Here is a 21,924-nt window from a genome sequence, read left to right as displayed (position 1 = left end):
TTTATGCCTCCCCCTTTTCATCCGCACTGTTTTCCTGATAATGCCTGTTCAGTTTTTTGAGGAGTTTATAGTACCTCGACAGGTTCTTTTTGGAATGATCGTATTTTACTGAATAGCCGATAAAGGCTCCGGTAATGTAGGCTGCCATTATAATAATATAAAATCCAAGCAAATACTGGCCTATCCGAAGGAAGTTCAGGGTGACAATCTTACTGATGAGATATTCCGCATGATACATTCCGAACAGTATAAGAACCAGTAAATATCCAAAGGTAATGCTTACAGCAGTTTTAATTACCTGGTATCTTATATAATCTGTTTTATAGTATTTGCTGATTTTAATATCCTCCTTGCCTTCTCCCTGCTCAAAAGCAGCCAGCTTTGTCATTATTTTTATCTTTTTATTGTCTAGCATTTTATTCCTCGCTTTCACTTACCTTATATTCTCTTTCCTTAAGGTAAATTCTTGTTGCCCTGCCGGCACCGGACCGCTTCCATTTCTTTTAAATGTATGGCATTTCCAATTTTCATTACCATACTCTTCCCAGGAAATCTGCACACAGGACAACCGAATAGTCATAATTATTATACCATATAGCTTTGACGTTTTCGAGCCTTATTTTACAAGTTTTCTGGTTTTACCTGTAATTTATTCCACTTTGGGGGTCTTTATTAAAAAAGAATCTGCTTTTACCCGTTTCAAATAGGGAAACGATAACAAAAAAGACGGGCTGGTTAAGAAACGCTTAAAAACCTGTTCAGGTCATTAAGCTGCCAGCCCGGAGATATCATAGAATTATATACATTACTATTTCTTAGTTTTTTTAACGGCATCAATGAATGCAGCCGGATTTATTATATTGCTTCCGTCATTAGCTGTGGAGCAGGTCTTAAAGAGAATTTGAACCATCTGGTCCTTGTCTAGAGCCGGATTGACCTGCCACCCCAAAGCCAGCACTCCTGTGGCATAAGGTATTCCCCAGCTTAAGCCGCCCTGTCCGGTATATTGATAGGAAGGTGAACCCTCCCTATATTCTTCGGCAACTGTTCTATAGGAAGTTGGCACGCCTATTTGTGTAGATGGAACTACATATTTCGATGTAGGGAATCCGCCCTTACACATTGATATATTATCGGGTTTCTCAGGATTATAAAATGCAGGAGCAATAATACCTGTTGTTTCAGTATTCCGGCAATCCAATACCAGAATTCCATCGCCCTGCGCTGCAAGAACCGCTTCATCCCACATTTTCAGATTTTTCGTAAAGGGAGAACCCTTTCCGGAAGGAGCAGCTGAAACTGATACAACACGAATTTTTTCACCCTCCGGTAATTTTTTATTTTCCTCTATAATCCAATAAAGTCCTTTTGCATAATACTCACTATCTCCTTTCCATGATGGCGCAGCAGCGAAATAAACCTTTGCGTCCGGTGCTACACCGATTTTATTACCGACCAAAATACTGGTAACAGCCGGAGCATGCATGGAGCCGCTATTTGGATCCTGCTCACAGCCTGTATCATAATATTTGGCTATTTTACCATCAAACTCCGGATGATGAAGTAAAAGATTCTGGTCAATAATCGCAACATTTATGCCTTTCCCTGTTATACCTTTTTTGTGCAGTTCTCTGATACCAAGCCCGGGATTTTTTCCATTTTTCATAACTTCAGCCTGCCGTTTTTCGCTGCCCTTTAGAACAGTGCCTTTGTTAAAGGTAAAGGTAATAATATCCTTGGCGTCATATTCATTTTTTTTAAATATTTTCACTTCATCAAAGGCTCTTATATCATCATAGGGTTTAAGAAAAATGCCTGTCTCTTTTTTATTTTTACTTGCCGGTGATGTATCCGGCTTTGGCTTTGATGATGTACTTGTTTTTACTGCAAGTGGGTCAGCGGCCAGAGCCCCGGTTGTGGTACACCCTCCTAAAAATGGAAAATATTAAAAAGTCTCAGGCCCTTGATTTTACTGGTTTTATATTTTCAGATTCATCCTGTCAGGACTTTCGTACATATCATAGTATAAATTATAAATCCTTACTTTGCCTGCAGATAAAATCATATAAATTCATTGAGTCAATCATTCCGATAACCTCTTCAATGGATTTTTTATTGAATTTCCGCAAAATATTTCGAATCTGCGTTTTTACTGTTGACATTTCAACATATCGTATCCTGCAGATATCCTTTCTTGATGTATGCTTCATAAGAAGCTTCAATATTTCCAGCTCCGTTTCGGTTAAAGAGGTTACAATATTTACCGCATACAGAAAGCTGCTTTCGTAAGCTTTCACCCGCTTGAATTCACCTAAAATCTTTGTTGCCAGCTCCGGCCGCAAAGGGGTCCTGCCCTCATATACGTTGCGGATACTGGTAACTACTTCCTCTTGTTTTGCATTTTTCAGAATATAATCACATACGCCGAATTGAAATGCCGTATAAATCAGCTCGTCCTCTTCATATACTGTAAGTATGATTATCTTCAAATCAGGAAATTGCAGAAGTAATTCTTTTGAGGCCCTGAGACCAGCATCCTTTTTCTCCATTTCAATATCCATTAAGATGATATCCGGCTGCTTAAGAATGGTCTGCTCTATTGCTTCCTCACTGTTGGAGACATCCGCTATCACTTCAATATCGTCTGTCTCTGACAGCATCTTAACATATCTTTTTCTGATGGGCTCCATATCTTCTGCAATCAATACATGAATATTCTTATTCATAATGCAAGCTCCCTTCCTTGCCAGGGGTATAGCTGTTCTACAGTTACTTACAATACATATTTTCCCATGTCAGGTAAAGAAATCTTAAATTTTGTCCCTATTTTTTCATGACTTTCTACTTCAATTTTCCCTTCATGGGCCATGATTATCCTGTGCGTCAGAGCAAGTCCTATTCCCCAATGCTTTGTAATCGGCTTCGAGGAGTAGAGAGGCGTGAATATATTGGTCAAATTCTCCTTTGAGATACCGACGCCGGTATCTTCAATGGACAGAACGATCATGTTACTTATGCTTTGAAGACGAATCGTTATTTTCCGCTGTTCTATGGGAATAGTATCCATTGCGTCCTGTGCATTTTCGAGAATATTTTTTAAGGCCTGTTCAAAATATATAGGGTCTATCATTGCACTGGTAACATCCTCATCCAAATTTACAACTAACTCACAGTTGCATATATTACTCTCAATATGCTTAAGACAATTAAACATAAACTGATGCATATCCGTCTCCACCAGGTTGATTTTGGATGTCTTTGTACCCCGATGGATGGTATCTAATCTTTCGTATAAATAATTACAGTGCTCTATCACTTCATCGATGCCCTCGTTATTCCTCTGGGGCGGTTCCAGCATCTCCAGCTTAGACTGGATTGAAAGTATCTCATTTTTCATATAATGACAAAATATTTTTGTAGTGGTATCCGCCGCATCGATCTGCTTCGTAATTGAAAACTCTTTGCTCTTCATCTGGGTTTTGATTTTAGCCAGCTCATAGATGCAAAAAGCGCACAGCAAAGATGTGATTATCAGATAATAAGGGTAAGCGGTATATATAATTTGATTCCGGCTCAGCGTAACTGACAGATAGACAATATAATCCGCAATCTTGGAGACCTTAATCAGCCAGGTCGGCGAGAACCAGAAAATAACCATATAGGACATCATGATCAGCATATAGCAGACGCCCTCCCCCACCAGATAAATTCTTACAAAATTAAGAAAATGCACCTTCCGGTAGGAAAGGAAAAGCTGTATTATGCTTAATATGATGACTCCAAGATTAAAGGCAACGGTAAGGGCATGAAAACTATTTTTTATGAATTCAATCTGTTCCAGGGTGAAAAGGGAAGGATATGTATAAATATAAATGTAATACTGCAGGTCAGGGTCATAGGCAACCAATTGCAGCACCACCATAACGGAAAGCAGGATTCGAAAGCCAACCCATTTATGGCTCATAACCTTCTTTTGATAGGATATGGAGAAATGGTATCCTAAGAAAATAACTGCCAGTGAGGAAATATTCATTAACCGGATGATAACTTTACGCGAAATATCAACAAACATCAGATATTTCCATACGGCCTTCGGCAATGAAAAATAATTATAAACAATGTTATAGTAATAAGAATCCTTTGCCAAATAAAGTATCATGGAAAAAATGGCAAATACGTAGGCAATCAAAGTCGCGGCAAGATACTTTGAAGGTATTTGATTATCTTTTTGCAGCAGCAGATAAATAAAAATGACGATTACTACAAGGATAAAACAAAACATTGCCTTTTCCTCCCATTTTCCCTGCTAGGTAAAAAAATAACGGCTTTATCGGCTCAGGGGACTATCATAATTATAATGGATTCCTCATAAAAAAACAATCATTCGGACCGGAACAAAGGAAGTATAAGAGTATTTTTACATTTTAAGATAAGAAAAGCTCTGCCAGTGGAAGAGTGATTCTTTCAATATTTTCACCTTCGATATACAGCACCATGTTCTCAGTTTCCAGAGCAAGGCCACACCGGAAAAATTTTATTCATAGCTGTATTTCTGAAGGGTTTTTACATACTCTTCATAGTAACAGCAGTTCTGAAAGAGAAAGGATTCAGGCAGTGCCAGTACTTCCGCCCTGGTCAGCTTCTCAAGATCCGCCTTCAGCCAGTATTTTTCCTGCAGATGGTATACAATAGCCCGTGCGGCAAAACGGAGATGATATCTGTCCTCCTCCGATGCTTCCGGAAAATGCTTCCCGCACAAATCCTCCATTACCCTCTGTGCAATATCGGTATCCAGATAATGGTTCCAGTATCCTCCGATTTCAGATACCAGCTTCATCCACGGCGACTCAGACTTCGGATATACAATCCCAATCAGCTGCGCATCCTTATAGGACCACAGGGTCCAGGAAACCTTATACTTACGGAAGATTTCCAGGGTATCCTCAATCAGGCCTATGGTAAAGGGAAGGTCTTCCTTATCGATATCATAACCTGCCTCGCCGCACAGAATCGGGCGGTCAAACTGCTCCCTGATTTTAATCAGGTTTAAAAATACCTTTTCGAATTCCGCCTTTCTCCGATTCCGGTCATAATCCTTATCAAGCAATTCCGCATTCCAAACCGTAGGATAATAATGGAAGGTCAGTGCTGTCTGTTCATCTGCAATGCTATGGATGCAGGAGAAATCCATGGCAAAGAAATCACCCTCCAGAAAAATAATGTGATTCTGGTCCACCTGGCGAATCGCTTGTGTTACCTCATCATAAAACTGGGATATCCGGTCTTCCTTGGGAATCAGAAACGGTTCATTCAGCAGGTCATAGCCCAGCAGATAGGGCTCCTCCTTATATCTGGCTGCAATAGCCTGCCACAGGGCGGCCATCTGGTCACGGAACACCTTAAAGTACCAGAACTGAGGATATCCTGTCTGATTGTCACTATGCCAGTCCGGATTCTGCCCTCCCGGAACGGAGTGGAGGTCCGGCAGGATATAAATCTGATATTTTCTGGAGAACATCATCAAACGGTCAAATATTCGGAAGCCCTCTTCCTTCAATACCTCCGGATTTTGGTCATCAATAAACAGATGATAATGGAAGGGAACACGGAGCAGGTTCACTCCGATTTTCTTTAAAAATATAAAATCCTCATCGGTCACAAAGCACTCCGTGAACCGTGTAAAAAATTCTCTGCCTGTCTCTTCTGTGAAGACACTCCCAAAGGTCCTTCTAATCTGGCTGTCCGTCGTCGGTATCCCTGCCATAAAGTGCTCAATATTCAACCAGCTTCCAATTCCAAGACCGGAAAATAGAATCTCTTTCTTTCCGCAATAAAATGATTTTCCTTCTACCTTAACAAAATCCATTCTTAACGTCCTTTCAAATAATTTATAAAGCTCTGCTATTTTTACTTTGTTGCTGATAAAATCACAGATTTCATTTTCCGTCCTATGCTTTCATAACAGCTTCCATACGCATTCCCAACACCCAGACAGCAAAATCCCCCTTGTTTTTATTGACGCTTTTTGTAATAATAATTATACTATTGTCAAGCAAGCATAGGATAATCGTAAATTTGGGTCAGGAGGAATTAAAAATGCATAAAATTCGGCGGATATTACCATTTGTAATAATTGCAGGTATATCAATCCTGGTTCTGATAAAAGTAAACCAGGTATTAAACGAATCTGATACCGTCTCCTCCATAGACACCAGCTCTTCCCAGGAAGAAGTTGTCCTTGACTTTTATATCTGGGATGATGAGACCTCTTATATCAGGCCGGTTGCCAATGCTTATACAGCCTATCACAAGAATGTTACCATCAATCTCCACCCTCTGGACAGTGATTTTTATGACGATGTCATCAAGTTACTTCTGGATGGGGATACGAAGATTGATTTGCTTGGCGTCAGAGGTATCTCTCTTCTGGTTCAGATGAAGGAGAAGCTTCTTGATATTACCTCTGACATCAAAAACAATAAGCTGGATGTTACCGCATATGGAAATATGTACAACAATGTCTCCATTGGCGGGGAATATTATGGCCTTCCTACCAGAAGCACCTGCTGGTTCCTGTTATACAACAAGGATCTCTTTGAACAGTATGATGTTCCATATCCCGGGCAGATGACCTGGGATGAATACCGAAATCTTGCCCTCACCATGACCCACGGAACGGATAAGAATAAAGTATACGGCGGTTTCTGGCCTGCTTGGTTCTTAAACTTTGGTGCGATTCAGAGGTCCTCTTACTTAATTGATGATGACCTGACCTACACAAAGAAATCTTTGGAAATGCTGAATAATTTCTACAATGTGGATAAATCTCATATCAGCTATAAGCAGATGGCTATTACCAACGACATCGTCGATTATCTTTCACTCTTTGAGAACAATAAGATTGCAATGATGCCTCAGGGAGAATGGATTATTAATATGCTGTTTGAATATGAAAAGGAGCATACCGACTGTGTCGACTGGGATATTGCGCCTATGCCGGTCTTCAATGACCAGAAACCGGATCCTGTTACCTGGGGGCAATATCAGTTTGCCAGTATAGCAAAAAATACACAGTATCCGAAAGAAAGTTTTCAATTCCTGCAATTCCTCTGCGGAGAAGAGGGCGCCCGCATCTATGCGGAAAACGGTATCATCCATGCCTATTGCAATGATGAAATCAAACAGCTCTATCTGAATAAGGTCGGGAAAAAATCCGCTTCCTACTTCTATGAAGCCAAAAAAGTACAGGAGGAATTGGCTGTCCCTAATTACCAGGAACTATATGCTGCCTTTAAACCAATTGCCAAGGATTATCTCCTTGGTAAAATAACCATAGACCAGGCCATGGCTCAATTAAAAGAAAAGCGGAACCAAATCTATGAAAATTAACCTATCGATAGTAAGGGAAGCAGGCTAACCCTTCATACCGGTATAGGCAACGCCTTCCACAATGTATTTCTGGGCAAGGGCATAAACGATAACCACCGGAATCAGGGAGATAACCGTACCTGCCATAATTGCACCATAATTTGTATCGAATTCACGTTTGAAGGTAGCCAATCCCAGCTGGATGGTCTTCATCGTATCTGTATCAAGATAAATCATAGGACCCATGTAATCATTCCAGACGGATGTAAAAGTAAGTGCGGTCAAAGTGGCCAGACCAGTTTTACTTAAGGGAAGGATAATCTTTGTATATATCCGAAAGGGTCCGCAGCCATCGATCTTCGCTGCCTCATTCAGGCTGTTGGGAATGCTTAACATATTCTGACGCATGATGAATACTCCGAAGGCACTGAAGGCTCCGGTTAAAATCAGTGACCAATGGGTATTGTATAATCCCATTTTCTGGATAACAATGAATTGCGGTATCATGATAGCATGCCACGGAACCATCATTGTTCCAAGGTAACCAAGAAAAATCTTATCCCTTCCCGGGAACTCCAGTTTAGAAAAAGCATATCCTGCCATGGAACAGGTAATAAGCTGCAGGCTAGTAATAATAATGCTGATTTTAGCCGTATTGAAAAAGTAAATCGGGAATGGGATCTTATGTAATACGGTATCATAATTCACGGAACGGAAAACCTTCGGTATCCACTGGATCGGAGTCGTAAATATCTCAGCCTTCTCCTTAAAGGAGGCGCTTACCATCCAGAAAAACGGGATTACCATAGATATCCCGACCACTATGCAAAGAATATAAATTGCAATGGTACCCGGCTTTACTTTTTTTCTGTTTTTATTTCTATTAATTGATTTAACACTCATGAATCGTCTCACCTGTCTTTCTTCGTTTAGATATCGTCATTCACCCATTTTTTCTGGGCTCTCCACTGAATAATCGTCAATAGGAATACGATTAGGAACAGGAAATAACCGATGGAAGAGGCATATCCCATTTTACCGTAACGGAAGGCTTCCTGATATACTCTCATGACCAGAACGCTGGTCTCCCTGCCGGGGCCGCCTTCGGTCGTAACATTGATAATATCGAATACCTGAAAGGATGCGATAAAGGTTAAAATAGTAACCATGAAAGTGGTCGGTGAAAGCATCGGCCAGGTGATATAGCGGAAGGTCTTAAAAGCAGTGGCCCCGTCAATCTTGGCTGACTCATACAAATGGGAAGGGATGCTTTTTAAACCTCCCAGGAACATAATCATATAATAGCCTGCCTGCTTCCAGACAACTACGATTACGATAGAAATCATCGCAGTCGAAGTTCCCCAGAACCATTTCGGCGGGTTTTCTACTCCAAAGGACATAAGCAGCTGGTTCACCGGTCCGTTCTTCACCTGAAAAAGCTGCAGCCACACACAGCCTACCGCAACCATGGAGGTCAGGTTCGGAAAAAAATAGATTGTCTTAAAGAAGCCTCCTCCATATAATTTTCTGTTGAGCATTAAAGCAAGCAACAGGGAAAAAAGTATGGTTAACGGTACTGTGGTTATGGTATAAAAGAAGTTATTTTTCAATGCAATCGTAAAATTGCTGTCATGGAACATTTTTATATAATTTTGGATTCCGATAAAATTCAATTTTCCAAAGCCGCTGTAATCGGTCAGACTGATTACCAGGCCCATTACAACCGGAATGGCTGTAAAAATTAAAAAGCCTATCAGATTGGGCAGCAAAAACAAATAACCTGCAACCCATTCCTTTCTGTTCAGCTTGGTGCTTTTTCTTTTCTTAAGCTCTCGCTCTGCCATTCATGCATCCTCCTGTCTACTATAAAAAGACAAGGGCTGTTGCAGAACAATACAGCGGTGACATGCAACAGCCCCTCTTCTATGCTATTCCTTATTTTTTGGCAATTTCATCACGTCTTTGTTTGAAGGTATCAAAGGCTTTATCCAAGGTGTTGTTCCCTATCAGAGCATTCTTTAATTCCTCTTTAAAAGCATCATTAATCTCATTATAATTAGAATCGATACCCTGCTCGGATGCTACTTTGGAGGAAAATACATAATCTGTACCCTCGGCAGTTACGTTCTTCTTATAAACCTCTAAGGCAGAATCAGAAGGATATGCCGGTACACAGGAGTACTGCGCATAAATCTTTGCGCCTTCATCGCTATAGCAGCAGAACTTAATGAAATCATATACTTCCGCAGGATGCTTGCTCTTTGCCGCAATACTGAAGCTGGAGGAGCTGCCGACGGTTGAGCCTTCCGGAGTCTGCTCAAATCTTGGAAGGGGTGCCGCACACCAGGTGAAATCTTTGGCAACATCCGGTAAAAGTAAGAATTCCCAGTCGCCGTTAATCATCATATAGGTATTTCCTTCCGCAAAGGAAGCATTGATATCAAAGGAACCTGACATATCCTCAATACTTGGATGGCTCTTATCCGTTACATACCATTTCTCAAGATACTGTGCATATTGCTTTGTTAAGGTAAGGTTCTCATCTGTTAAATATTCACCTGCCGCTACGGAGCCCTGGTTCATCATCCAGTCAGGGCATACGGAGCCCATCTTGCCGTCAGTTGTTAAGGATTTTGCCAGATCCGTGTACTGATCCCAGGTAAGGTTGATTGGATAATCAACTCCTGCCGCATCAAACAGGTCCTTGTTATACCAGAGCAGCCAGCAGGATTTGGTGGTCAACAGGCCATAATTCTTGCCGTCATAAGCAAAAGCATCAATCATGGAGCCGTATTTGCTTACATCTACGCTGTTTGCTGCATTCAGGTCATCCAGAGCAAGTAACGCACCCTGCTCGGCAAGCTGTCTTGCCGTACTGCCGCCACGGAGCCAGAAACCGTCAAGGTCGGCACCGCCGGAAAGCATGACCTTAATCTTATCATCGTAATCGTCATTGGCAATTAAGGTCAGATTGACCTTGATTTTGGAGCTCTGGGCATTGTATGCATTCACAAGTGCGGTCATAACCTTTTCATTATCCGTATGTTCATAGAAGTTAACTGTAACCACATCCTCGGAAGCTGCCGCATCCCCTTTTGCAGCATTGTCCTTGGCCGTACCTTCCGGTGTTCCGGTATTTGAGGATGAGTCCCCCTTTGCAGCATCGCCGGAAGAAGAACCCGCTGATTTGCTGCCGCAGGCTGTGAAGCTTACTACAAGTGCCAGCGTCATAAAAGCTAAAATAAATTTTTTCATTTATTGACCTCCTTGAATTAATTTAATGACTAAATTTTATCATCGCTTCTGCGGCATGCATAGGTTTATATTTTATCATCCCTGTTGTGCCCTGTAGTGTCCAACGGCTGGACCGGACAAGTTATCCTGACTTCTCCTGTCCGGCTGCTTTCTGCTATCACCTCTCCCCCCAGGAACACTGCAGCCGAATTGCCGCATAGGTTCTTAAGGGTGCCTTCCACGGTTCCGTCTTTCTTCCAGGAATAGGACAGTTCAAAGCCGCCTTTAAGCTTAAGCCCTTTTACATACCCTTCCGAAAGCTGCTTGGGCAATGCGGGTTTCAGATAAATTGCAATCCGCATGCTTCCATCCTCAAGAAGCTCTGCCTGGTCGTCCGCAAGCATTAAAGCAATTCCCGCCGAATGCCCTTCATTTCCATCCATCTGAAAAGGATAGAAATTATCAGCTATGTCCGGAAGCTCCGGCTCCTCTGCATTTTCATCACAGTGAAAGGCCAGATTCAGCAGGTTCTGGCTGGTAGCCGCACGAAATGCCATTGTCAGGGCTTCATAAGCCTTATCAGGGTTACGCAATTTGGCCCAGGCTGCAAACCGGTAAGCATTCGCCCAGCCGGCTGTCGTAATCCCCCGGCTTTCCAGTGATTTTTCTGCTGCCTGTGCCAATTCCGGCGTCTGCTCTCTGGAAATCAGGAAGCCGGGATAAAGCCCCCACAAATGGGAAAGATGGCGGTGATGGACCAAAGCTTCCCTGTATTCCTTCAGCCACTCCATAATCCGTCCATCCGAAGTGATTTGTATGGGGGCCATTTGTCTTACTTTATCCCGGAGCAAGGTTATAAACTCTTTATCCTGTCCAAGAACCTTCCCTGCCTGGATGCAATATTCGAACAGGCTCTTCACAAGCTCTGTGTCATATGCCGGGCCCATGCAGAGTGCCGTCATTCTTCCTTCTTCATCATAAAACCAGTTCTCGGGAGAACTTGACGGACTTGTCACAAGGTAATGGTGCTCCGGCTCCTCTACCAGCATGTCCAGGTAAAACAGTGCCGCTTCCTTCATAATTGGATAAGCCCACTCCAGGTATTGCTTATCACAGGTATAAAGGTAATGATTCCACAGATGATGGCACTGCCAGGCAGCGCTTCCTGTTGTTGACCCCCAGGAGGCATCCTCACAGGGAGAGGTAAAGCCCCAGGGATTCGTGCAGGTATGCGCCAGCCAGCCACGCATATTATAATAAGCCTTTGCCGTCCTTCTGCCCGGTTCTACCAACTCCTTCGTAAGCTTCAGATAAGGTACATGACATTCGGACAGATTGCCTGTCTCTGCCAGCCAGTACAGTTCCTGCTGGGCATTCAGATGCCAGTCCCCATTCCAGGGCGTCTGTATCTCCTGTGCCCAGATTCCCTGCAGATTACAAGGGAGCCCATCCTCTCTGGAGGAGCTGATCAGCAGATAACGTGCATAATGATAATAGAGCTCAATCAGTCCGTAATCTTCTTTCTCCGGTGAATAGCCCAGAACCCTTTGCTTTAGGTCCATGTCCGTATAGTCAAAGGGTTTTGCAAAAGCAATTTCATTTCTCTTGTATAAGTTCTGAAAGTTCTGTAAATGGTCTCTTTCGATTGCGGACCAGCCTTTTTTCTCCGCTCCTTCCATCTCAGAAAGAGAAGCTGCAATCTCATCCCTTATGTTACGTCCAAGAAAACCTTGCATATTGGTTGCCGCGGTAACATAGACCGTAGCTTCATCCGCTCCTGTCACACATAAGCGGCCGCTGTTTGCAAATACTTTACCACCGACAGCCGAGATTCTTACATGACAGGCATATTTTACGCCATGCCCCTCCTTGCCGTCATGGAGCTGCCCGGTCATTTGCAGCGTCATATCCGGTAATATACTGGTCTCAAAGTTCTCTTCCCTGTCAAGGGTGAGGGCAAAATGAATGCTCCCCGGCTTTTTCGCCGTAAAATGCGCCGCCAAGACCTGGTCCGGGCAGGAGCAGAGGTATTCCCTGGTGTAGTCACCGGTATAATTGCGGAAATGGACTCTGGCCCTTGCCTCCTCCAGATTAAGTTCCCGTGTATAGTCCTTGATATCATCCCCCGACTGATGGGAGAAGCTGATTGCCTGGAAGAAGAAAAAGCGCAGGCTCCCCAGAACCTGATAGCAGCCAAAAGCTCCATTCGCCCCATTCGCAAACATCGTTCCATCGCCCTGACAGGTAAAATGCCGTGAAAACAATTCCTGGGCTTCATAATTCCTCCCTTCTAACAATAACCTTCTGATTTCCGGGAGATACCTGTGGGCATCCGGTCTGTCGCTGTCCTGGGGACTTCCGGACCACATAGTACTATCATTCAATATAATCGTATCTTTCTGAGGGTGGCCGAAGACCATTCCCCCCAAACGGCCGTTACCAACCGGCAGTGCCTCAAAAAAGCTGTTGGCATGAGTTTTATAGTGCATTACATGTTCCGGACGGATTGTTTTATTCATAGCCCATTCACTCCTTACTTTTAAGATACTCCGTTAATAGTTGAATATTATCCTATTTTCCAGCTGTTAACAGAAGCTAAAATCTATAACCATCTTATTAATCAGAAATAAAAAAAGAAAGGTTGATTTTACATCAACCTTTCTTTTTTCAAGAAAAGTAGTACGAAACAGGGCTCTTTTCTAAAAATAATTATGTTTTCTAATGCTCTAATTGTATCCATTGAAACATTTATTCTTTAAGCTTTATCGGTAATAACAGATCTAATTTTCCATCAATTCCGTTCTCCGGCCATCTTAAATGGCTGGAATAAACCCAGTTCAAATGTTCTTCCAAATATCCACCCATTATCTCTTCACCAAGTTCACTGTAATTAGCATCATACTTTTCATTCTCCTCCACCCACTTGGCAAGAGTTTTCCATTCGTGGAAGTTAGGGAAATCTATTGTATGTGCAGCATATAAGCCACCAGCAAAGCTTTTCTTTATAAGCTTATCCGGTATCTCCATATCATCCGGAATTGTAATCCAGATCTCATATCCATAGTGTTCACGGCTATCAGATGGATTCGGATGATTAAACCCAAACATTCTGGCATCTGGCTTTCTCTCATATAACTTGCTTTCCTGAACAAACTGATCCATTACATCACCTGCAGTCTCCTCCGGGCTTTCTCCTATAAAATGATAAGCCGCAACTGTATAGGGTGGCAGCAATACGATTCTTGCATCCATCTTGTTCTCTAATACCTCACTCGCTTCATTCAATTCTTTCATTGTTGGTTCCTCCTTCAGTTTATGTTTAGAAAGGCAGAGTGTCCTGGACAGGGTAAGCAGTTCCTGATTATCAAGAACATCCAGACAATTCTTTAAATGAATACTGTCACTTAAACCTTCGATAAAGGATTTTAGAATATTCCGAATGACTTCTAATGCTGCAGCTTCTTCTTCCAGTTCATTCAGGTTCTCTTTTAGAATCTCTAATGCAGCTGCACTTTTCTCCTGTTCCATCATCAATAAAATCTGCTTAAGCGGAACTCTCAATTTACGCATTACAATAATAAGCTGCAGACGTCGTACAGCGTTCTCATCATAAATACGATACGCATAATCCTCTTTCTTAGAGCTTTGAATCAGTCCCTTCTTTTCATAATATCTTAGCATTCGCGTTGAGACTTCAAACACTCTCGAAACCTCAGAAACTGTCATATATTCCATATGCTTTGCCAGACTCCTTTCAACCTTTCTAACATAATCCTAAAGTACGACATCGTGTTCAAGTCAAGCTTTATTCTTCCAGATTATAAAAATTTTTCTCCAGCAGATATTTTGATATAATCTGCTTGTAAAATTTGCTTTATTTTAGCAAGTTAATAGCAAAAAAACGACCCTTAAGACAAGCGAGGTTTATCAACCTCTACTATTATTGCATCTTTATGCCAAAATAAAAAGACCAGTAGTATAAACTACTGATCTTAAAATCAATTTTTTGTTTGTCTCGCTATTTGGGTGTAAACTAGACATAAATGAAATGTAAACCTCATCATGCCCACAAATCCTTTATTTAAGCCCTATTATCTCTCAATGCTCTTCATCGTCGGGAACTTTTGCTAGTACCTTTATATATCACACCATTCCCTTATATATCAATGATTTCTTGATCTCGCTTACTATATACAATTCACCACAACTATATACCCTATAATAGCTTTATGTTGCACCTTGCGTTGCACCTGGAGGCATTTTGTTGTAGTAGTTTCGGAAGTACAACAAAGGACTTTCTTTCCCTTTTGCAGTTGTTTTTTCCTATTAGAAGAAGTCAATCTTATGTGACAATTCTTCCAATGAATCTTGTTTCTTATTAAAGTTTACTTCTGTGTAGATGTCGAGTGTTGTCTCAACATTGGCATGACCCATGATTTCCTGAATGACTTTAATGTTTGTTTCATTCTCACACAGTCTCGAGCAAAATGTATGTCTTAACTGATGAACCGAGAAATGAGGAATCAATACCGGCTCACGCTGTTCTTTCTTTGCATCAATAATTTCTTTGGCATTATAGGTTTCTGAAACACGAGTGATTGCCAGATTCAAGCAGTGTGGATTATGGAGATTTCCATTCTTGTTAGAAAAGATAAAACCATTCATTCCATCTACTTCAGCTATACAGAACCCATCTCTCTTTTGTCTCTCGTATTCATTCTGCAAAGTATTATATACGGTATCCATTAAAGGAATACTTCTAACACCAGCTTCTGTCTTTGGTTTCGATACACCAAAACCTGCCTTGCCTTCTCTTGTGTAATAAGTAACAGCATGGTTAACGCTAATACAACGATGCTTAAAATCTACATCTTTCCACCTAAGACCTATACATTCTCCAATTCGCATCCCAGTACCAAGAAGTGTAACAAAGATTGGATACCAGTGAACATATTCAGGGAAATATCTGATTGCATCAATAAATGCTTTCTGCTGCACTAAGGTTAGAGCATGTCTAATTCCCTTATTCTTTCCACTATTCTTCTTAAGCTCTGCCATTACTCCATCCGAAGGATTCTTTCGGATAATGTCATCTCTTACTGCCATATCGAATATTGGATGAATCACTGTATGGATGTTATCCAGAGTGTTGATTGCAATATCTTTATCATTTAATAAATGATAATAAAACAACTTCACATCTGTGTACTTTACTTCCGTCAGCAACTTTTCTCCAAATTCATCTCTGACAAATCGGTTATACATGTAGATATAATTAGATCTTGTCGTTTGCCTGAGATTGTATTTCGTACTCATATAACGATCAAATGTCATGTTGATGGTTGCTCTACCACCTACATAATAATCCAATCCATCCATCTGTGCTCTCATTAAGTCTTGTTCTTTCTCTCTTAACTTGAACAAATCTGTTGAATAACAGTAGCACCGTTTTTCATAAGGATCAACATAAGTATAGATATACATCCCATCTGATTTGCGTTGGCTTTCTCCCTTCTGGAGCACTCTGCCCTTTGAGTCTTTTCTTTGTTTAACTTTAGCTTTCGCCATTGCTCTCTCCTTTCTAGGGAAAGGAAAGAAAATTCTACTAGGTTTCCTTTTGAGTTTTTTCATTATTAAATAGAAGTTCTACACCCTCAAGTACTACCTGTGATATGGTCTGTTGATGTTGGGCAGCATATTTCTTGATTTTTTCATGCTCTTCGGCTGTTACACGAACACCAAGCACACTCTGTTTGGGATTGTCACTTTGTGGTCTTCCACCTGCATGAGCCATCTACTACTACCTCGGTTTCATCATACTATTATTATATCGCACGATTAGTTAATGTTCAACAATAACTTTAAGATTTTTCACAATACAAACCTACAAGACTAGGAACTATTTTCTTTACCATACTCTCATATTCTCCGGGAATCCGAAACTGTTCCAAGTATGCCTCAAAAATGTCTGTGTTCACTAACACCTTATTACCTAACTTATAAGTTGCTCCACAGATCTTTGTATGCTCTTGAATCAATGTGAGCCCTATACTATAAAGCTCTGCTGCCTCCTTATAGGTAATAAATCTCTTTCTTACCTCGGAAATGAATAAATCAATTCTTCTAGCATCCGTTGTATTGTTTTTCTCTTTGTTTTGCATTCCGTACTCTCCTTTCTTCAAAAGGATAAGTCCATATGCGATATGGTCATACTAATTGTACGCCTATACCAGTTTATGTTCAACTAATTCTTTGATTAACAATACAACTTACCCATATCAGGGATGAATTTTCTTGCCATTCCCTCATACTCTCCCGGAATACGAAACTGCTCTAGGTATGCTTCAAAAATATCAGTGTTGTCCTGCTAACATATCCAGTATTTATGCTTTTGGGTGAAATTGGCTTAACAATCAAATTGATTGCCTTTTTGATTGAAATATCTTTAACCACTGGCTTTGATTTATCATTTATCCGTGATTCTCTTATTATATCTTCTCTAATCACACCCTCTTTGTTTTTCAATTCCGGAAAACTTATATACACGCCATTACGTTTAACAGTTACCATATCCATATCGTTGTTACCTCCTGTTCTTTGTATAACCATAATACAAAAAATTCTTTTCTCATTAATTAAAAAAACCATGCGAAGTTGAAATGTAACTTCGCATGGTTTTTTACACAATTCAGTGATTAAGTTATTCCTTTTGAGTATTATGTCCACAATGCGGGCATATTGGAACCAATTTGTCATTCTCCTTATCAATAACAGCATCTGTTATGTTCTTAAAAGCAAGTCTATTTTCTTCATAAAGCATATTAAATCCTATATGTTCCACTCTTTTTGTCTGTGCTAATTTTGATAAGGGATACCTTGAAAAAATATATTTCTCTTTGCATTTAGGGCACTTCGTCTCAATCAATTCAAAGCTACAGCTCTGATTTCTGCATTCGAATGAATTACTATTTTGATAGAGCTTTTGACCACAGATCGGACAAATCTTCTTTTCATCATCTATAGTAACCATATGTCTAAGAAAAATCTTTGTATAACGGCGATATGAATTAATATCACTAAGACTTATCGGAACAATTCCAATCTTACCCTTTTTCATTCCTTTATCTTCATTTGAATCTCCATAAAATAGCATTCTCTGCATTACTTGAGCATCATCAACACCGTTTATTTCATTTGGTCTAGATATGGTCAATACATAACATTCATCATATCCATCTGAGTCAAATGAATTCTTTACTTTTTCTAAGGTCTCCTTTATTTTCTCTACATTATCTGGCATACAATACTTCCATGGTACAAACAGAATCTTATGAGATGTATTAGCAAAATTATAAAAACTAGAGTATAACTTTTGTTTCATTTCACTGGCATTATTTTTCTGCCGATTCTTTGCCCAACCCACTTTTGCAGCATTAACAAGCAACTCTTGTTCTTTATCTGTTAATGCATATGATGCCGAGAATATTCCATTTTTAAATGCGACTCCTTTTATTATACCATTTAACAAGTTCTCTGAAATCTCATATTGACTTAAGTCAACTGTGATCTCATTATACTTTGAAAGCTCTAAAACAAATCCATTCTCACAATCTGACTCATCAGCTTCATAGATATGTGCTTGCCAATTTTCAAATCTATAATCACTTTCCAGCAACTTTCCTTCTTTTAAGACATCATTCGTTTCGTTATTTGCTTTAAAATTAAAGTATCTTAATGCAAAAAGTAGTAAACTTCGACAGAAGATATCATACTCATGCTCTAAAGGTTTTGCAATTTCACCAATCCCAACCTCATTTGCTCCTTCTAACAAATTCCATAGCTTATAAACATATTTATAATGTTTATCTTTCATAAATATGTTTGTCTGCTTCAATTTTCCTCTTACTGGTGATATTCTACGTAAACCACGATAAAGTTGGGTAGCCTTGCTGTCACTGAGAAGATCTATAATATCGCTAAGTTTTGTTGTCTGCTCTGCAAGTATTTCCTGTGTTATATAAATGTCATCATCATCTAATCCTTTAAGTAATGCATCCTTTGCCCTAAAATAACTTTTCTGCTCAGAACTAACAGAATGAGAGTCATCCATATTAATTTGGAGTTCACAGTCCATTGTTTCCAATCTTAACTTTGAAACCATTCTCAGTAAATTATCTACTAATGTCTTTGCCGCCTTATTTTCATAGATAGCATAGTCGTCTTCTAGTACCCTAGCCAACAAACGTTCCGGTATCAATCCGTTAGCTTTTATTCCTTTCCAGTGCTCACTATGCGATGCAAGATACCTTATGGATTCTTGTCCTGTTCTCGATGCCACTGCGGCAGGTCGCAACTCGTTAACTTGTTTTAAGTGCTGCTTAGGCTTATAAAAAACATATGGTATTCTTTGTGTATAATCCAACGCTTTATCAATATCAAATTCTCGGCTAGTAATATTTTCATATGAACGACTAAACGTACATAATGGAATATGTAAGTCTTCGTCATCCTCATCTTCTATCGCGCCAAAAAGAATTTCCTCATCGATAACGCCATCAATTAGATTGTTTTCAAAAGCCCTTCCAAACGAATTATAGTCAAGAAGTAATGTAGGCGTCCATGGTGTACACAAAACACAAATATTAATGTGTTGGTCTTCAGCTTCAATTTCTAAAGATTTATCATTAATAGCGAGTTCTATTCTTCCATTCTCTACCTTTATGGCATCTCCATTAACATAAGCAAATGGGTTCTTTAATTCAGAAAGCAAAATTCTACCTGAGAAAGGAAGTACATATGTTGTAGTCTCACCAGAAATTATCTGCTTCTGGTTTTTGTTATTTACATATATAACAACCATTAATTATTCCTCCCCACGGAGCTTCCAATCCATAAATTCTTTTGCGAGTTTCATTTCATTTTGTTCAAACTTCTTACGAAGTTTATCACCTGCATCTTTATTTGCATCTCTATTCATCTCTATATACTCAAGTTTCCTTAATACCTTATATGTAAGCTGATAATCTATTGCTTCTCTGATAAGCTGATCATCGGTTAATCCTGATCCCTGTCCTGCTGCTACATATACCGGAACAAAAGTATTCATCTGGTCCAAAATACGATTTCCATAAGATACCTTAAAGTTTGCTTGTAAAATCTGCTCTATTTCATTCAATAAAGCATACGTTTCAGCATCAAATGTAAAATCAGCCTCTGCCTTTTTAAACATACGATTTAATGTTTCATATGGCAGATAAATTTTCTCTATCTCCTCAACTTGATTTCCTTTTGCACGTTTGTTAAACTCAAGAACCTGAGCTCTATCATATACCTTATCAGTAATCTCAAAAGTCGATTCATCTCTATTTGCTGTACCTACAAACCATAAATTCGCTGGAATTTTGACAGTGTTACCATCAATAAGGTTTTGTGGTCCACCAACTAAGTATCTTGTATTCGCTGCATTCTTGAATTTTTTTCCGGATAAATAAGCAATTAATCGAAGTTTATCATTCGATGATACCTTAGTTTCTTCATCTTCATTTAATTTCATATCCGAATACAATTCATCTACTACACTCTTCAGTTCTACTAATTCTTTAGATTTTTCGTTAGCTAAAGCATCTTTCACCTCTTTAGTAATTTCTGTAGGAAGTTGTCTTAAATCCGTATCTACTAATTTAATCTTCCAATTAGATGTTTTATCCTCCAACACAGATAAGAAATCTGCAAAGTAATATTCAACTCGAGACAGATTCATTTCATCTAATACGATTATATAGATGGTGTCCTTATATCTATCACAACCGGCTCTATATAAATCGCAAGTAAACTCCTTAGCAGTAAATTTCTTGCTAAAATCATTATAGTAACCAAGAAGTTCATTTCTATCTCTCCATGAAGATTCTACAGCAACAACATTTATCTCACCTAATATCGCCTCTGCGAATATCTTAGGAAGACTTGTCTTACCTGTTCCTGACATTCCTTGTAAAATTGACAAATGTGACGATGCCATTCCTGCAATGTATGCTCTAAGATCTTTATCTGAATAATATAGCGGTTTTGCTCTGCCTGCTGCATATGTTTTTACATGTGTTATAAGTTTAGGAAGATTCATAGATCTCAGATCCACCTTAAGATCTTCTCTCTCCACAGAACGATTATATTCTTCTCCGCTCATTTCAGTCTGCTGAATATCAATTGCCGTGAGTGCTGGACAAATCTCACCTACACTGCTTTCTAACATCTTCTTTGTGTTATCAAGCTCTCCTCTTAAATGGTCATTTAAAGTACGAAGTAAATCTAATTGAGATCTAAGTTGCTCATATTCCATCTGACCATTCTTTAATCTTACAAGTTCTGCTTTACTCTCTGCTATTTCAGCATCCTGATTCTGAATTCTTGTAAGATAATCCTTCTCCGCATCAAGAGCTCTTTTCATTTCAAGTAGTTCGTAATCCGAATAACGCTTACACTTATTTTCAAGGTCCTCTATTTTTTCTAACAGTCGATCATTCTCTTCTTGTAATTCTTCAGGAGAAATTCCTTCTGATTTAATCTGTTTGAGTTTAATCTTATTCAATTCAATTTGAACTTTCTCATACTCATCTCTTACAGCATCTAACTGTTCTCTTGTAACATTAAGCTGCCTGTTCAGAGATTCTACGACATCTGGATTAGCTGCATCATAAATTGCTGCTTGTTTTTCGATTCTCTTTTCTTTTGATGCCAATTGTACCTCACGTGCTTCAAGCTCTAACTGCTGGGTCTCAATACCATCCTTTTCATCTTCCAATTCCAATTTTTTCTGTACTATATCATCTAAAACTTCTTTACTAGCATCCTCAGCATCCTCTTTTGCCTTATCAACGATTTTTTGTGCTTCTTCCTTAGCCTTCTCTATTATACATTTCTTCTCAGCCTCGCCTTCCTCAATTTTCTTAGAAGCATTGTCAAGTTCTGACTGAAGTCTATTAATACTACTTTCAAGCGCATTTTTTGTTTTTTCAAGATCAACTGTTTCCTTTTTTAAACCGCTGTGTTTTTTATCTAGTTCTTTCTTATATTGTTCTTCAAAGCTGGCTTTTTGAGATTCTAATTCAGTCTCTTGCTGTTGTCTTTTCTCTTCAATTTCCTTGACCAGCTCGTCTTCCAACATACTTTTTAATTCATTTCTATCAATCTCTCCATCCTTAGCAATAGATTTCGCTTTCTCTAATAATGCTACATCATCTGCGCTTATGGATACAGATGTTGATTTTGCTTGAGTTGGAGATGTATTTCCTTTTCCTCTGCTGTTACCTTTTTTAGCCATTGGTT

General features: G+C 39.6%; 17 protein-coding genes. 1 reads left to right on the top strand and 16 read right to left on the bottom strand.

Translation table 11 applies throughout. The features are described 5' to 3' along the window. Window position 1: 1 nt before the first annotated feature. From BUB77_RS16665 to BUB77_RS16645, 5 genes are all read right to left on the bottom strand, one after another. A complete protein-coding gene (locus tag BUB77_RS16665) occupies window positions 2-415 on the bottom strand; it encodes a hypothetical protein (protein ID WP_073277983.1) in 414 nt (137 codons plus the stop codon). Between the two features lie 393 nt (window positions 416-808). Continuing rightward, entirely contained in the window at window positions 809-1,771 is a 963-nt protein-coding gene (locus BUB77_RS16660) for a S8 family serine peptidase (RefSeq protein ID WP_073277981.1), read from the bottom strand. Window positions 1,772-2,030: 259 nt separating this feature from the next. After that, window positions 2,031-2,726 (bottom strand): response regulator transcription factor, encoded by a 696-nt coding sequence (locus BUB77_RS16655; RefSeq protein WP_073277979.1) that lies wholly within the window; start codon window positions 2,724-2,726, stop codon window positions 2,031-2,033. Between the two features lie 47 nt (window positions 2,727-2,773). Further along, window positions 2,774-4,282, bottom strand: a complete 1,509-nt coding sequence (locus tag BUB77_RS16650; protein WP_073277977.1) for a sensor histidine kinase — start codon at window positions 4,280-4,282, stop codon at window positions 2,774-2,776. 252 nt (window positions 4,283-4,534) lie between these two features. After that, window positions 4,535-5,866 carry a glycoside hydrolase family 5 protein gene (locus BUB77_RS16645; RefSeq protein ID WP_073277975.1) on the bottom strand — a complete coding sequence of 444 codons (1,332 nt, stop codon included), beginning with the start codon at window positions 5,864-5,866 and terminating at the stop codon, window positions 4,535-4,537. A gap of 230 nt (window positions 5,867-6,096) precedes the next feature. On the opposite strand from BUB77_RS16645, the gene BUB77_RS16640 reads away from it, so the two are divergent. After that, on the top strand, window positions 6,097-7,389 hold the full coding sequence (locus tag BUB77_RS16640) for an ABC transporter substrate-binding protein (protein ID WP_073277973.1): 1,293 nt from the start codon (window positions 6,097-6,099) through the stop codon (window positions 7,387-7,389). 24 nt (window positions 7,390-7,413) lie between these two features. Here BUB77_RS16640 and BUB77_RS16635 read toward each other — a convergent pair whose 3' ends face one another. The 11 genes from BUB77_RS16635 to BUB77_RS16585 form a co-directional block, all read right to left on the bottom strand. Then, window positions 7,414-8,271 (bottom strand): carbohydrate ABC transporter permease, encoded by an 858-nt coding sequence (locus tag BUB77_RS16635; RefSeq protein WP_073277971.1) that lies wholly within the window; start codon window positions 8,269-8,271, stop codon window positions 7,414-7,416. Between the two features lie 26 nt (window positions 8,272-8,297). After that, window positions 8,298-9,212, bottom strand: a complete 915-nt coding sequence (locus tag BUB77_RS16630) for a carbohydrate ABC transporter permease (RefSeq protein ID WP_073277969.1) — start codon at window positions 9,210-9,212, stop codon at window positions 8,298-8,300. 91 nt (window positions 9,213-9,303) lie between these two features. After that, the gene (locus BUB77_RS16625; RefSeq protein WP_073277967.1) at window positions 9,304-10,623 is read right to left on the bottom strand and encodes an ABC transporter substrate-binding protein; all 1,320 of its coding nucleotides are present in this window, start codon (window positions 10,621-10,623) and stop codon (window positions 9,304-9,306) included. A gap of 65 nt (window positions 10,624-10,688) precedes the next feature. Next, the gene (locus BUB77_RS16620; RefSeq protein ID WP_073277965.1) at window positions 10,689-13,121 is read right to left on the bottom strand and encodes a glycoside hydrolase family 95 protein; all 2,433 of its coding nucleotides are present in this window, start codon (window positions 13,119-13,121) and stop codon (window positions 10,689-10,691) included. 229 nt (window positions 13,122-13,350) lie between these two features. Further along, the gene (locus BUB77_RS16615; RefSeq protein WP_073277963.1) at window positions 13,351-14,337 is read right to left on the bottom strand and encodes a MerR family transcriptional regulator; all 987 of its coding nucleotides are present in this window, start codon (window positions 14,335-14,337) and stop codon (window positions 13,351-13,353) included. Window positions 14,338-14,928: 591 nt separating this feature from the next. Continuing rightward, window positions 14,929-16,170, bottom strand: coding sequence for a tyrosine-type recombinase/integrase (locus BUB77_RS16610; RefSeq protein WP_073277961.1), 1,242 nt, complete (start codon window positions 16,168-16,170; stop codon window positions 14,929-14,931). A 37-nt stretch (window positions 16,171-16,207) separates the two neighbouring features. Continuing rightward, window positions 16,208-16,396, bottom strand: coding sequence for a hypothetical protein (locus tag BUB77_RS16605; RefSeq protein WP_073277959.1), 189 nt, complete (start codon window positions 16,394-16,396; stop codon window positions 16,208-16,210). A gap of 67 nt (window positions 16,397-16,463) precedes the next feature. Next, window positions 16,464-16,763, bottom strand: coding sequence for a DUF6462 family protein (locus BUB77_RS16600; RefSeq protein ID WP_073277957.1), 300 nt, complete (start codon window positions 16,761-16,763; stop codon window positions 16,464-16,466). Between the two features lie 172 nt (window positions 16,764-16,935). Then, complete coding sequence (locus BUB77_RS16595; protein ID WP_073277955.1) at window positions 16,936-17,178, bottom strand: hypothetical protein; 243 nt, start codon at window positions 17,176-17,178, stop codon at window positions 16,936-16,938. A gap of 124 nt (window positions 17,179-17,302) precedes the next feature. Next, on the bottom strand, window positions 17,303-19,462 hold the full coding sequence (locus BUB77_RS16590) for a hypothetical protein (protein WP_073277953.1): 2,160 nt from the start codon (window positions 19,460-19,462) through the stop codon (window positions 17,303-17,305). Between the two features lie 3 nt (window positions 19,463-19,465). Further along, window positions 19,466-21,919, bottom strand: coding sequence for a hypothetical protein (locus tag BUB77_RS16585; RefSeq protein ID WP_073277951.1), 2,454 nt, complete (start codon window positions 21,917-21,919; stop codon window positions 19,466-19,468). Window positions 21,920-21,924: the final 5 nt, after the last annotated feature.

The sequence above is a fragment of the Anaerocolumna jejuensis DSM 15929 genome (assembly GCF_900142215.1).
Taxonomy (GTDB): domain Bacteria; phylum Bacillota; class Clostridia; order Lachnospirales; family Lachnospiraceae; genus Anaerocolumna; species Anaerocolumna jejuensis.
Note: the sequence above shows the minus strand (reverse complement) of the source record. Positions and strands in the feature narration are given on the sequence as shown.

Bases quoted from the DNA above. Each gene is read 5' to 3' on its own strand.
- BUB77_RS16665 (WP_073277983.1), bottom strand. From the start codon at position 415: ATGCTAGACAATAAAAAGATAAAAATAATGACAAAGCTGGCTGCTTTT.
- BUB77_RS16655 (WP_073277979.1), bottom strand. From the start codon at position 2,726: ATGAATAAGAATATTCATGTATTGATTGCAGAAGATATGGAGCCCATC.
- BUB77_RS16650 (WP_073277977.1), bottom strand. From the start codon at position 4,282: ATGTTTTGTTTTATCCTTGTAGTAATCGTCATTTTTATTTATCTGCTG.
- BUB77_RS16645 (WP_073277975.1), bottom strand. From the start codon at position 5,866: ATGGATTTTGTTAAGGTAGAAGGAAAATCATTTTATTGCGGAAAGAAA.
- BUB77_RS16640 (WP_073277973.1), top strand. From the start codon at position 6,097: ATGCATAAAATTCGGCGGATATTACCATTTGTAATAATTGCAGGTATA.
- BUB77_RS16635 (WP_073277971.1), bottom strand. From the start codon at position 8,271: ATGAGTGTTAAATCAATTAATAGAAATAAAAACAGAAAAAAAGTAAAG.
- BUB77_RS16630 (WP_073277969.1), bottom strand. From the start codon at position 9,212: ATGGCAGAGCGAGAGCTTAAGAAAAGAAAAAGCACCAAGCTGAACAGA.
- BUB77_RS16625 (WP_073277967.1), bottom strand. From the start codon at position 10,623: ATGAAAAAATTTATTTTAGCTTTTATGACGCTGGCACTTGTAGTAAGC.
- BUB77_RS16620 (WP_073277965.1), bottom strand. From the start codon at position 13,121: ATGAATAAAACAATCCGTCCGGAACATGTAATGCACTATAAAACTCAT.
- BUB77_RS16615 (WP_073277963.1), bottom strand. From the start codon at position 14,337: ATGGAATATATGACAGTTTCTGAGGTTTCGAGAGTGTTTGAAGTCTCA.
- BUB77_RS16610 (WP_073277961.1), bottom strand. From the start codon at position 16,170: ATGGCGAAAGCTAAAGTTAAACAAAGAAAAGACTCAAAGGGCAGAGTG.
- BUB77_RS16605 (WP_073277959.1), bottom strand. From the start codon at position 16,396: ATGGCTCATGCAGGTGGAAGACCACAAAGTGACAATCCCAAACAGAGT.
- BUB77_RS16600 (WP_073277957.1), bottom strand. From the start codon at position 16,763: ATGCAAAACAAAGAGAAAAACAATACAACGGATGCTAGAAGAATTGAT.
- BUB77_RS16595 (WP_073277955.1), bottom strand. From the start codon at position 17,178: ATGGATATGGTAACTGTTAAACGTAATGGCGTGTATATAAGTTTTCCG.
- BUB77_RS16590 (WP_073277953.1), bottom strand. From the start codon at position 19,462: ATGGTTGTTATATATGTAAATAACAAAAACCAGAAGCAGATAATTTCT.
- BUB77_RS16585 (WP_073277951.1), bottom strand. From the start codon at position 21,919: ATGGCTAAAAAAGGTAACAGCAGAGGAAAAGGAAATACATCTCCAACT.